This is a genomic window from Burkholderia sp. BE12 (assembly GCF_002959955.1).
Lineage (GTDB): Bacteria > Pseudomonadota > Gammaproteobacteria > Burkholderiales > Burkholderiaceae > Burkholderia.
In genome coordinates this window covers 1-12,044 of the sequence record NZ_PREY01000066.1, presented here as the reverse complement: position 1 = coordinate 12,044, position 12,044 = coordinate 1, and the positions used below count along the sequence as shown (strand labels likewise).

Here is a 12,044-nt window from a genome sequence, read left to right as displayed (position 1 = left end):
GCGTCGCAACGTGCGTGCCTGCCGCGCGACCACCGGCGGGGCGGGGCGTCCGCGGGAATGCGGTTTGAAGGGGACGAAGGGGACTGTCGTTTTTACATGACCGCCGGACCCGCGCCTGCACTCACATGCGCGGTATCGACCGAATATCCGAATGCTCGCCGATGGCCGGGTCGCCGGCCGCCGGATCGCCGTCCGTGTCCGGAATCGGCACACCCGGGTCATACCGCACCACCGTGCCGTGTTCGATCCGGTGCGGGAACGGCGGCGGCTCGTCCACCTCGTCGCCGAAGCGCGCGCGCACGAACGCGCGCAGCAGCGCTTCGCGCGCGGTGTGGCCCCGGGCGCCGCAGGTCGACGGACCGTCGACGAAGGTCGCGTCGCATTCGACGTCGGCGCCATGGCTGGCGATCCGCAGATCGGTCACGCGATCGAGCACCGCGCCCGCATCGGCCCACGAGGCCGAAGGCGCGAACGGCGCATCGAGGTGCCGGAGCGCGTCGCACGCGGCCGTCACGACGACGGTGGGCGCGACGGCCGTGAAGCGCAGCGTGTCTTCGTCATCCGCGCACAACGCGCGTGCGCACCAGTAATCGAGATCCTTTCCGTCGAGTGCGTCGGTTCGCATCTGCTGGCTCCGTCGGATCGAAAAAAGCTTACCGCGCAAGCGCCGTGCCCATCGCGGGCGTGGCGAGCGGCGCCCGCATCCGGGCCACCAGCGGGTAGTGGTCGGACGCGTGCCGCGCCCGCGCGCTGCGGTGCACGACCACGTCGACCAGCAGCTCGCCCGGATGGATCCAGATCCGGTCCAGCGAGAACACCGGCCATACGGTCGGGAACGTGCGCGGCGCAGGCGCGCGCCGGAACCGCGTGACGAGCGCCTGCAGCGCACGGCCGCGCACGAACCATTCGTTGATGTCGCCGAGCAGGATCACCGGCATCGCGCCCGTGTCGAACGCCGCGAGCAGCCGCTGCACCTGGGCGCTGCGCTCGCCGGCCGACAGCCCGAGGTGGGTTGCGACCACGCGGATCGTGCCGGCGCCGCAGTCGATGTCGGCATCGAGCGCGCCGCGCGGCTCGCGCGGGTGGAACGACAGGTCGAGCGTGCGCGCCGCGCGGATCGGGCAGCGCGACAGCACCGCGTTGCCGTAGCGGCGCTCCGGCGTGTCGATCGTCGGCCCGGCCGCCGCGTGCATGCCGGTCGCGTCGCGCAGGTGCGCGAGCACGTCCGGCGCACGCGTGCCGCCGAGCGGCACTTCCTGCAGCGCGATCACGTCCGCGTCGAGTTCGTCGATCACCGCCGCGATCCGGTCGGCCGCGCGCGCCGACCATACGCCGGCCCCGCCGCGGATGTTGTAGGTCGCGATGCGCAGGTCGCGCCCGCCCGGCGCGGCGGCGGGCGCCGCGTCGGCGGTGACGACGTGCGGCGGCGGGGCCGCGTGTGTGCTCAGCGCCATCGTCGCAGCACCCTCACGAGCAGGATCGACACGCCGACGAGCACGAGGCCGATCGCCGCGAGCCACGCGAATGCACCGGGCCCCGGATGGCTGAGCGCGGCGGTCAACTGGTGCGCGAACGTAACGGTCAGCACGATGCCGGGCAGCATCCCGAGCGCGGTGCCGATCAGGAAGTCGCGCAGCCCGATGTGCGACGCGCCGGCGACGAGGTTCACGACGGTGAACGGGGCGATCGGCAGCAGCCGCAGCACGGCCATCGCGACCACGCCGCGTCGGCCGATGTGCTCGCTCAGCCGGTTCGCGCGCGGGCCGGCGAGCCGGCGCACCGCGTCGCGCCCGAGCCAGCGGCCGAGCGCGTAGGTCGCGGCGGCGGCCGCCATCGAGCCGATGCCCGCATATGCGAAGCCCGGCCAGGCGCCGAACACGAGCCCCGTCGCGGCGATCAGCAGCGTGATCGGCACCGCGAAGGTCGCCGCGACCACGTAGGCCGCGAGCAGCAGCGCCGGCGCGGCCGGCAGCCGCGCGATGCCGGCCAGCGCGTGCGACAGCGACGCGACGTTCAGGTGCTCGCCCAGCGGCGTGAAGCGCCACGCGAGCGCCAGCGCGGCGATGGCGAGCACGATCGCCCCGAGCACGAAAAAGCGCGCGGTGAGCGAGCGATGCTGCTCGTGCGGCACGAATTCGCGGACGAACCGGTCCGGCTCGATCGGCTGCTCGGGGTCGAGCCGGGCGCTGACCGGCACGAGCGCCTCGAATTGCGGCGACACGGCCGGGTCGAGCGTGCGCAGCGTGCGGCCCGGCTTCGCGCGCAGCCGGTCGAGGACGACGTTCGGCCGCTCCCCGCACGCGAACGCGTCGGCCACCGCATCGGGCGTCGTGCCGAGATGCTCGGCCAGCAGCCGCTCGCGCATGCGGGCGATCGCGCCGCGAATGCGTGCGTCGCCGGCCGCGACGAGCGCGATGCAGCATTCGGTATCGAGCAGCATCGAGCGGTTGTTCAGGTTCGCGCTGCCGATCACGATGCATTCGTCGTCGACGATCGCGACCTTGCTGTGCACGTTCACGCACGCGTCGCCGAGCCCGTCGACGTGCGGATACAGCAGCCGGTAGCGGTCGAAGCGGTCGGCCGCCGCGAGCGTCGCGTGCAGCCGCGCGCGCAGCACGCCCATCGTCGCTTCCTGCAGCCAGCCGCTCTGCACGCGCGGGGCGACGACCGTCACGTCCGGCCCGTGCGCGTCGGCGAGTCGGGCGGACAACGCTTCGCGCACCACCGCCGCGGTGAAGTACTGGTTTTCGACATAGAGGTGCCGCTGCGCGGCGCGGATCGCGTCCTCGACGAGCGCGCGCACCTGCAGTACCGGCTCGCGGCCGCCGTGGCGCGGCGCCGTATAGGCGATGCCGAGCCGCACGTCGCGCACGTCGACGCGCGCGTCGGGCGGCCACGGATCCTCGTCGTCCGCCCGGTCGAGATGGCGCCGCGCGCGGATCGCGATCGGGCGCCCGCATGCCTGCAGCCAGCGAGCCCGCGCCTGTTCGCCGATCGCGGCGGCGGCGTCGCCGTCGAACATCGCGTGCACGTCGTGGAACGGCCCGTACGGCATGCCGTGCTCGTCGCGGCGGCGCGGGTCGTCGGCCGCATGCGCGGGCGTGTCCCAGCGGGCGCGCGTCAGATCGAGGCCGCCGACGAACGCGAGCCGGTCGTCGATCACGACCAGCTTCTGGTGATGCGACGCGCCGCGCGGGTGCGCATCGTCGAGCCGGAACCGGATGCCGCGATGCGCGCGCCAGCCGGCCCGATACACGGGCGGCCAGTCGCGCTCCAGCGCGTAGATCATCGCGAAGTCCCACGCGAGTACGTAGATGCGCAGGTTGTGGCGGGCGGACGCGAGCGCGTGCAGGAAGGCCGCGAGCGTGTCGGGCAACGTGTCGTCGGCGCCGCCCGGCGCGAGCCGCATCCGGCTGTCGACGTCCCAGCCGACGATGAACACCGTATGGCGCGCGCGCAGCAGCGCGGCGCGCAATGTCGAGAAGTACGCGTCGCCGTCGACCAGCATCGCGAAGCGGTCCGCGCCGCGGATCGTGTCGCAATTGCGCCCGCGTTCGAGCAGGCCGTGCCGCGGCGTCCCGTGCGCCGGCGCGGCGTCGAGCAGGCGGTCGTCGGCGTGGGTCGCGCGATCCGGCACGATCATCGGGCGCCGACGTCCCGGTCGCCGTCGATCCGCTGCAACAGCGCATCGCAGCGCGCGCGCAGCGCCTGCAGTTCCGGCGAATGCGCATCGAGCCGCACGCGTTCGCCGCTGTGCGGATCGCCGCGCGCGACCGCGATTTCGTAGATCTCCTGCGCGATCGTCGCCGACGCTTGCGCGATCCTGATCCGGTCGAGCCAGTCGCATTCGGCGTGCCGGCACGCGAGCCACGCGCGCAACGCGCCGACCAGCTGGCTGGTCGTGAGCCACGCGCCGCCGCGCATGCGCGCGGCCAGCTGGCTCGTCACGAGGTAGGAGAGCAGGTCGGTCTGGGTCACACGAAACTCCTTGACGAGGTGTCGGGTTGACAGGTCCGTACGCACGCGATGTTTTGCAGCGTCTCGCAAATTGCCGCGAATTCCGGTCCGCTGGTGCGCGAGAACGACACGGAGATGTCGTCGGTGTCCGGATCGTCGTCCGACTGCTGGACGATGAATCGTTTCACGCGCACGCGGCCGGGGCCGAGCGCTTCGTGCAGCGTGCCGAGCGTCAGGCCGCCGCGCTCGGCCACGAGCAGCAGCGTGCGCTGCTGGCGCTGCGCGATGAAGCGGCGCTCGAGCGGCTTCACGCCCGCGAGGATCACGAGCACGATCGCGGTTGCACCGATCGACGCAACCACCATGCCGCCTCCCGCGGCGAGCCCGACGCCGGCCACGGCCCACAGGCTCGCGGCCGTCGTCAGCCCGCGCACCATTTCGCCGCGCAGCAGGATCGAGCCCGCGCCCAGAAAGCCGATGCCGGACACCACCTGCGCGGCGACCCGCGACGGATCGAGCACGACGCCGTTTTGCCCGCGCACGTCCTCGAAGCCGAACGTCGACACCAGCATCACGAGCGCGGAGCCCACGCACACGAGCATGTGCGTGCGCAGCCCTGCGGCCCAGTTCAGGCGCTCGCGTTCGAGCCCGATCACGCTGCCGAGCAGCGCGGCCAGCAGCAGGCGTCCCAGTAGTTCGAGGTGGCCGATCATGATGTGCATCCCTTCCGGCCCTGCACGATGCGGGCCCGGTAACGGTTCGATGCGGAAAAGGGACGCAAGCAGCGTGCCGGCCGGGCACGCCGCGTGCGCACGAGGCCGACGGCGTGCGCGGCGCCCAGGCGGCGCGCATTTTTTGCATCGCCATCGCAGATAAGACAGGAGGCCACCGTGGCACATCAAGAGGACGCACAGGTTCGGGACCCGTATCGCGGTCACGAAATCCTCGTATGGGCGCGACCCAACGAGCGAGGCGCATGGCGCGACGAGGTCCAGGTGTACGTCGCCGGCGAGCGCATCGAACTGCTTGTACCGGAGGCCGCCGGCCCCGAATGGCTGACCGAGGTCGAGGCGCTGCGCGCGGGCGTCGAGCGCGGCCGCTATCTGATCGACAAGCGCGTGGACGACGACTGACCGGTATGGCGCTTGCAACGCCGTGTGCCGCGACGGCACTCCGCCGCACCCCCGTGAACCCATGCCGGCCCGCGCCGGGAGGAACCGATGAGCGATCCGCGTACTCTGCATATCTACCGCTACGACCCCGACCGCGACGCGCGGCCGTACCTGCAGCGCTACGAGATCGACGTGGACCCGGCCGACCGCATGCTGCTCGACGTGCTCGGCCGCGTGAAGCGCGACGACGAGACGCTCGCGTACCGGCGCTCGTGCCGCGAGGGGATCTGCGGCTCGGACGCGATGAACATCAACGGCAAGAACGGCCTCGCGTGCCTGACCAACATGCAGACGCTGCCGCGCGAGATCGTGCTGCGGCCGTTGCCGGGGCTGCCGGTGGTGCGCGACCTGATCGTCGACATGACCGACTTCTTCAATCAGTACCACTCGATCCGGCCATACCTGATCAACGACACGACGCCGCCCGCACGCGAGCGGCTGCAGTCGCCGGAAGAGCGCGACCAGCTCGACGGGTTGTACGAATGCATCCTGTGCGCATGCTGTTCGACGTCGTGTCCGAGCTACTGGTGGAACCCGGACAAGTTCGTGGGGCCGGCCGGGCTGCTGCAGGCGTACCGCTTCATCGCCGATTCACGCGATCTGGCGACCGCCGAGCGGCTCGACGATCTCGAGGATCCGTACCGGCTGTTCCGTTGCCGGACGATCATGAACTGCACGGACGTGTGCCCGAAGGGGCTGAACCCGACGAAGGCGATTTCGGAGATCCGGACGATGCTGGTCAGGCGGACGGTGTAGCGGTTACGGCCGCGCGGCCACCTCGTCGAGGTGCCACAGCAGGTCCGCCGGATCGTCGTACACGCGCAACGCGCCCGCGCGTTCCAGTTCGTCGCTGCCGTAGCCGCCCGAGAGCAGGCCGACGCCGAGCGCGCGGCAGCGGGCGGCGGCGAGCATGTCCCAGATGCTGTCGCCGACCACCACCGTATGCTCGATCGGCACGTTCAGCTTCGCGGCGGCGGTCAGGAACAGGTCCGGGTCCGGCTTCGCGTACTTCACCTGATCGCGCGTGACGACCACGTTCTTCGCCGGATCGACGCCGAGCGCCTCGAGATTGATCGCCGCGGTTTCCATCCGCCCGCTGGTCGCGATCGCCCAGCGAATGCCCGCGTTCGACAGCGCGGCCAGCAGTTCGCGCGCGCCCGGCAGCGGCCGGACCTGCGCGCGCAGCCGCTGGTACGCGGCCGCATGCAGCCGGGCGAGCCGCTCGACGCGCTCGGCGTCGATGTCGCCGGCCGTCTCGCGCAGCAGCTGATTCAGGAACAGGCCGCCGCTCATCCCGATCTTGCGGTGGATGCGCCACACCGACAGTTCGATGCCTTCGGCATCGAGCGCTTCCTTCCACGCGAGCACGTGCTGATAGACGCTGTCGACGAGCGTGCCGTCGAGGTCGAACAGAAATGACGTTTCAATGCGCATGTGAATCTCCTGGCCCGATGGCGTTCGGGCAAATCAAATCGTCGGCAAAACCCGATTCGTCACATTATCGGCGCGCGGCCGTGTCACCGCCATGTCCCGCGTCGCACGCACCGCGCCCGGCGGCAGCGTGCCGAACGGCGCTGGTACAATCGCGCCGATGCGCCGGGCGGGCCGCCCGCGCGCGCCCAACCTTCGCCGAATTCCCGTATGGCAACCCCCGACGCCGTCAGTTCCGAACAATCGTGGTGGGGCGTGCTGGCCCTGGCACTCGCCGCCTTCATCTTCAATACCACCGAATTCGTGCCCGTCGCGCTGTTGAGCGCGATCGGCGACAGTCTGCAGATGCAGCCGACCGCGGTCGGCCTGATGCTGACGATCTACGCGTGGGCCGTTGCCGTCGTATCGCTGCCGCTGACGTTCGTCACGCGTCACGTCGAGCGCCGCAAGCTATTGAGCGTGGCGCTGCTGGTGTTCGTCGGCAGCCATGTCGTGACCGGCGTCGCGTGGAATTTCACGGTGCTGATGATCGGCCGGCTCGGCATCGCGTGCGCGCATGCGGTGTTCTGGTCGATTTCGGTCCCGCTCGCCGTGCGGCTCGCACCGAGCGACCGCAAGAGCCGTGCGCTCAGCCTGCTCGCGATGGGCTCGGCGATCGCGATGGTGGCCGGGATTCCGCTCGGCCGCGTGATCGGCGAGGCGTTCGGCTGGCGCGTCACGTTCCTGATCATCGCGGGCGCGGCGGGCGTCGCGTTGCTGTTGCTGCGCGCCACGTTGCCGTTGCTGCCGAGCCAGGGCGCCGGGTCGCTGAGCAGCATCGGCGTGTTCCTGCGCAAGCCGGCGCTGGTCGCGCTGTACGCGATCACCGTGCTCGTCGTGTCCGCGCATTTCACGTCGTACACGTACATCGAACCGTTCGTGCAGAGCGTCAACCATGCGAGCAGCAGCCGGATCACGTACGTGCTGATCCTGTTCGGCGTCGCCGGCCTGCCGGCCGCGATCTGCTTCAATCGGATCTATCCGCACCGGCCCGACGATTTCCTGCTGGCGTCGATCGTCGCGCTGTCGGGCTGCCTGCTGATCCTGTTCCCGAGCGCGCTGAACATCGTCACGCTGTCCGTGCACACACTGGTGTGGGGCGGCGCGATCGTCTGTTTCGGGCTGGCGATGCAGGCATGGGTGCTGAAGCTGGCGCCCGAGGCGACCGACCTGGCCGTATCGATCTACTCCGGGCTGTACAACGTCGGCATCGGCGCCGGCGCATTGCTCGGCAACCATATCGCGGGCGACTTCGGGCTGCCGTGGATCGGCACCTTCGGCGGCGTGGTCGGCGCGTTCGCGGCCGGGATCGCGTGGCTCGCGTTGCGGCTGCATGCGCGGCGGGGAGTGGCTTAAGGCCTCTTCCCGCTGATTGCGGGCTTGCGCTGGCCATCAGGGCCCGCTGCTGCATCCCGAATCGTCAATGCGACCCGTCGTGCCGGATCCCCGCCGCATCGAGCTGACGAAGTTTCGTGTACAGCGTCGTGCGTGAAATGCCGAGTTGCCGCGCGGCCGCCGACACATTGCCGTCGTGCTCGTCGAGCGCCCGGCGGATCGCATCGAGCGACTGTTCGTGCAGGCTCGCCTGCGGACCGGCGGCTGGCGCCATGTTGCATACGTCGGCGGCTTGTTCGAGCACATCGGCCTGACGCGCGGCCGTCGCCCGGTCGAGCGGCGCACGTACGGTGCGCACCCATACGTGGCTACCATCGTCGCGCGCGATCCGCTGCGGCGTGCGCGCCGGTGTCAGCAAACGGCGCTGCTGCGCGGGCGTCGCGCCGGGAAACAGTTGGCGGAGATCGCATGGCCCGAGCGGCCCTTCCGGCGCGAGATCGAGTATCCGGCGCGCCAGCCGGCTCACCGCGCGCACGCGGCCCGCTTCGTCGAGCGCAATGACGCCCGCGAGCGGCGTGCCGAGCCAGCGTGCGTCATGCTGCACCTGCAGCAGATGGCAGTCGCGCAGCATCGCATAGAGCCGCTGCTCGGCGGACAGCGACGCGTGCCGGAATTGCTCGCGCAGCTGCGCGACGTTGCGCCGGCCGATGCCGGTGATATCCAGTGCACCGATCACTTCGCCGTCGAAGCCGACCAGCGGCACCGCGAGACAGAACACCCGCGAAAACTCGTCGAGATAGTGCTGCGCGCCCGCGACGACGGTTTCGGCGCCGTCGTGAATCACGCAGCTCGGGGCGGTCGTTCCGATGTTCGGTTCGACGATCCGGCGTCCGGCGACGATCGGCGTGAGCAGCGCGTCGTCGCATTGCGGGCTGCGCCGCGCATGGACGATCGTGCCGTGCGGATTGACGCACATGATCGTCCATTCGCTGCCGCCGAATGCGGCCCACAGCGGCTCGATTTCCTGCGCGACGCAGCGGGTCAGCCGCCGGTCCGCGCGCGATTCGTCGAGTTCGCGCTGCATTTCATAGCGGGCGGTTTGCCAGGGCCGGAGCCCGGCGTCGCGCGAACGCAGCCACGAGCGCGCGACGCTGGCCGGCAACGCCGTGTCCGGCAGCGGCTCGCCCGCGGCGAAGCGGGCGCGGAGCCGGTCGAGGTCGACCGGCCGTGAAACGGATTCGGGGGCTGGGTTCACGCTGCGCTCCAGTTGGGTCGAGGTCCGGGCCGGGTGTGCCGGCCGGGCGTGTCGCGCGAATGCGTAATATAGCCCGGTGCCTGAAGCGGGGTATTTTTCCGGGAAGGGCGCCGCCGCGTGCGGCCGATCTGCATCGGCGGCCGGCGGCGCCCGTTGCGTTCAATGCGGCAAACGCAGGATCGGCTTGAGCGTGCTCCCGTCGCTGCTGTCCGCCGCCGCCTGGTTGATCTGGTCGAGCGGATAGAACTTCACCAGCCGGTCGAACGGAAACCGCCCTTGCAGGTGCAGTTGCACGAGCTGCGGGATGAACGTCTGCGGCACGCTGTCGCCTTCGACGATGCCGCGGATCGTGTGGCCGCCGAGCAGCAGGCTGTTCACGTCGAATTCGGCCTTCGTGCCGAGCTTCGGCGCGCCCACCACGCCCATCGTGCCGCGCGAGCCGAGCGCTTCGATTCCTTGCGACAGCACGGCCGGCAGCCCGGTCGATTCGAGCGCGAAATCGGCGCCGCCGCCGGTGATCTCGCGGATCGCGTCGACGACGTCGACTTCCCGGCTGTTGATCGCGTGTGTCGCGCCGAGCTCGAGCGCCAGCGCGAGCCGCGACGGCACGATGTCGACGGCGATGATCGTCGTCGCGCCCGCGATGCGCGCGGCCATCACGGCGCTCATGCCGACCGCGCCCGCGCCGAAGCTCGCGAAGCTGCTGCCCGGGCGCACCGCGAGCGAATGGATCACCGCGCCCGCGCCGGTCTGGATCCCGCAGCCGAGCGGGCCGAGCAGTTCGAGCGGCGCTTCCTTCGGCACCTTGATCGCGTTGTTCTCGCGCGCGAGCGCGTAGCTCGCGAACGACGACTGCGCGAAGAAATGATCGTGCAGCGGTTGCCCGGCTTCGTCCCGGATCGCGGTCTGCCCGTCGGCATCGGCGCCGCCGAAATTCAGCGCGAAGAACTGCCGGCAATACGCGCCGTGACCGCCGACGCACGACGCGCAGTGGCCGCACGCGCCGTAGGTCAGCACGACGTGATCGCCCGCGGCGAGCGTCTTCACGTTCGGGCCGACCGCCTCGACCACGCCGGCGCCTTCGTGACCGAGCACGGCCGGCAGCGGTACCGGATAGTACTGGTCGCGCACGATCAGGTCGGTGTGGCACAAGCCGGTCGCGACGACGCGCACCAGCACCTCGTCGCCGCGCGGCGCGCGGATCCGGGCCGCCTCGATCGAGAAGGGCGCGCCGGCGGTGCGCGCGACGGCCGCGGTGACGGCGCGTGTATCGTGTTCGGTGTACATGGTCGGTCTCCTCGTCAAATCGGATAGAGCGGCGCTTCGCCCTTGATCGTCAGCCACTGCCACTGCGTGAATTCTTCCCAGTTTGCCGCACCGCCGATGCTCGAGCCATTGCCCGACGCGCCGACGCCGCCGAACGGGTTGATCGCCTCGTCGTTGACGGTCTGGTCGTTGATGTGCAGCAGCCCGGTGTTCAAGCGCTCGCCGATCCGCAGTGCGCGGCCGACGTCGGCCGACAGGATCGCCATCGACAGCCCGTATTCGGTCCGGTTCGCGAGCGCGATCGCGTCTTCGTCGGTATCGAACGGCACGACGACTGCCACCGGCCCGAAGATTTCCTCGTCGAAGGCCGGATTGCCCGGCGCGACGCCGCTCAGTACCGTCGGCTCGAAGAACAGGCCGCGATGGCCGCCGCCCGTCTCGACGCGTGCGCCCGCGCGGCGCGCCGCGTCGACCAGGTTCGCGGCATGGTCGCGTTGCGCGGCGTTGATCAGCGGGCCGAGGCCCACGTCGCCGGCGGCGGGGTCGCCGACGCGCAGGCTTTGGGCCTTCTCGACGAGCTTCGCGACGAAGCGATCGTGAATCGCGCGCTGCACGAGCACGCGGCCGGTCGCCATGCAGATCTGGCCTTGGTGCAGGTACGCGCCCCATGCGGTGTTGGCGATCGCGCGGTCGAGATCGGCATCGTCGAGCACGATCAGCGAGTTCTTGCCGCCGAGTTCGAGCGACACCTTCTTCAGGTGGCGGCCCGCCGCTTCGCCGACCTTGCGCCCGGCCGCGGTGGAGCCGGTGAACTGGATCATCGCGACGTGCGGATCGGCGACCAGCGTCGCGCCGGCCGCGCCGTCGCCGGGCAGCACGTGCAGCACGCCTTCGGGCAAGCCGGCGAGCTCGAACACGCGCGCGATCGCGACGCCGCCGCACACGGCGGTGCGCGGATCGGGCTTCAGCACGACCGCGTTGCCGAGCGCGAGCGCGGGTGCCACCGCGCGCATCGCGAGGTACAGCGGGAAGTTGAACGGCGAAATCACGCCGACCACACCGCGCGGGCGGCGGCGCGCGAGCGACAGCCGGCCGGCTGCGGACGGGAGCACTTCGCCGGCTGCGCGTGATGGCAGGCTGGCTGCTTCGTGGAGCGCCTTGATCGTGACCGAGGTTTCGAACGCCGCCTTCGCGCGCGTCGAGCCGCTTTCGCGCACGAGCCAGTCGACGATCGCGTCGAAGTGCGTTTGCGCGACCGCTGCGGCGCGGCGCAGGACCGCTGCGCGCTCGTCGTAGGGGAGGGCGAACCATGCGGGCTGGGTGCGGTGTGCGGTGGCTGATGCTTCGGCGACGGCCGCGCCGTCGGCGAGGCCGACGCGGCCGAGCGTGTTGCCAGTCGCCGGTTCGATCACGTCGGCCGCGTGCGGGCTCGCGTGCCAGCTTCCGTTGAAGATCTTGCCGCGCCAGACGTCGGTGTCGAACAGTGCGGGGTTGCTGCTGCTATCCATGTGCGCTCCTGGGGAATTCGGATCGGCCGGGTCGGGGGTGTTGGTTGGCTTGGGCGTCGACCGGCATGCGCGGGAGGGTAG

12 protein-coding genes are annotated in these 12,044 nt (G+C 70.8%); 3 read left to right on the top strand and 9 right to left on the bottom strand.

What is annotated here, in order from left to right; genetic code table 11:
• Positions 1-121 precede the first annotated feature (121 nt).
• The 5 genes from C4B30_RS34790 to C4B30_RS34770 are packed head-to-tail and all read right to left on the bottom strand — an operon-like array spanning position 122 to position 4,670.
• The gene (locus C4B30_RS34790) at positions 122-625 is read right to left on the bottom strand and encodes a phage protein NinX family protein (protein ID WP_027785984.1); all 504 of its coding nucleotides are present in this window, start codon (positions 623-625) and stop codon (positions 122-124) included.
• A gap of 28 nt (positions 626-653) precedes the next feature.
• Positions 654-1,454 (bottom strand): endonuclease/exonuclease/phosphatase family protein, encoded by an 801-nt coding sequence (locus C4B30_RS34785; protein WP_027785983.1) that lies wholly within the window; start codon positions 1,452-1,454, stop codon positions 654-656.
• Positions 1,445-3,643, bottom strand: a complete 2,199-nt coding sequence (locus C4B30_RS34780) for a VTT domain-containing protein (RefSeq protein WP_027785982.1) — start codon at positions 3,641-3,643, stop codon at positions 1,445-1,447. The genes C4B30_RS34785 and C4B30_RS34780 overlap by 10 nt, the downstream gene beginning before the upstream one ends.
• On the bottom strand, positions 3,640-3,978 hold the full coding sequence (locus tag C4B30_RS34775) for a hypothetical protein (RefSeq protein WP_089502425.1): 339 nt from the start codon (positions 3,976-3,978) through the stop codon (positions 3,640-3,642). The genes C4B30_RS34780 and C4B30_RS34775 overlap by 4 nt, the downstream gene beginning before the upstream one ends.
• Positions 3,975-4,670: an MgtC/SapB family protein gene (locus C4B30_RS34770; protein ID WP_027785980.1), complete on the bottom strand. Its 696-nt coding sequence runs from the start codon at positions 4,668-4,670 to the stop codon at positions 3,975-3,977. The genes C4B30_RS34775 and C4B30_RS34770 overlap by 4 nt, the downstream gene beginning before the upstream one ends.
• A gap of 177 nt (positions 4,671-4,847) precedes the next feature.
• Between C4B30_RS34770 and C4B30_RS34765 the strand changes: the two genes are divergently transcribed.
• Both C4B30_RS34765 and C4B30_RS34760 read left to right on the top strand, forming a co-directional pair.
• Positions 4,848-5,090 (top strand): DUF6566 family protein, encoded by a 243-nt coding sequence (locus tag C4B30_RS34765; RefSeq protein ID WP_027785979.1) that lies wholly within the window; start codon positions 4,848-4,850, stop codon positions 5,088-5,090.
• An 87-nt stretch (positions 5,091-5,177) separates the two neighbouring features.
• Positions 5,178-5,885, top strand: coding sequence for a succinate dehydrogenase/fumarate reductase iron-sulfur subunit (locus C4B30_RS34760; RefSeq protein WP_027785978.1), 708 nt, complete (start codon positions 5,178-5,180; stop codon positions 5,883-5,885).
• A gap of 3 nt (positions 5,886-5,888) precedes the next feature.
• Here the strand turns inward: C4B30_RS34760 and C4B30_RS34755 are convergent, their stop codons facing one another.
• Positions 5,889-6,563: an HAD family hydrolase gene (locus C4B30_RS34755; protein ID WP_027785977.1), complete on the bottom strand. Its 675-nt coding sequence runs from the start codon at positions 6,561-6,563 to the stop codon at positions 5,889-5,891.
• A gap of 207 nt (positions 6,564-6,770) precedes the next feature.
• Here C4B30_RS34755 and C4B30_RS34750 point away from each other — a divergent pair, with 207 nt between their 5' ends.
• Positions 6,771-7,955 carry a sugar transporter gene (locus C4B30_RS34750; RefSeq protein ID WP_027785976.1) on the top strand — a complete coding sequence of 395 codons (1,185 nt, stop codon included), beginning with the start codon at positions 6,771-6,773 and terminating at the stop codon, positions 7,953-7,955.
• Positions 7,956-8,019: 64 nt separating this feature from the next.
• On the opposite strand, the gene C4B30_RS34745 is transcribed toward C4B30_RS34750, so the two are convergent.
• The 3 genes from C4B30_RS34745 to C4B30_RS34735 form a co-directional block, all read right to left on the bottom strand.
• Positions 8,020-9,189, bottom strand: a complete 1,170-nt coding sequence (locus tag C4B30_RS34745; protein ID WP_230469153.1) for a helix-turn-helix domain-containing protein — start codon at positions 9,187-9,189, stop codon at positions 8,020-8,022.
• A gap of 159 nt (positions 9,190-9,348) precedes the next feature.
• A complete protein-coding gene (locus C4B30_RS34740; RefSeq protein WP_027785974.1) occupies positions 9,349-10,476 on the bottom strand; it encodes an NAD(P)-dependent alcohol dehydrogenase in 1,128 nt (375 codons plus the stop codon).
• Between the two features lie 14 nt (positions 10,477-10,490).
• Positions 10,491-11,963, bottom strand: coding sequence for a benzaldehyde dehydrogenase (locus tag C4B30_RS34735; RefSeq protein ID WP_027785973.1), 1,473 nt, complete (start codon positions 11,961-11,963; stop codon positions 10,491-10,493).
• Positions 11,964-12,044: the final 81 nt, after the last annotated feature.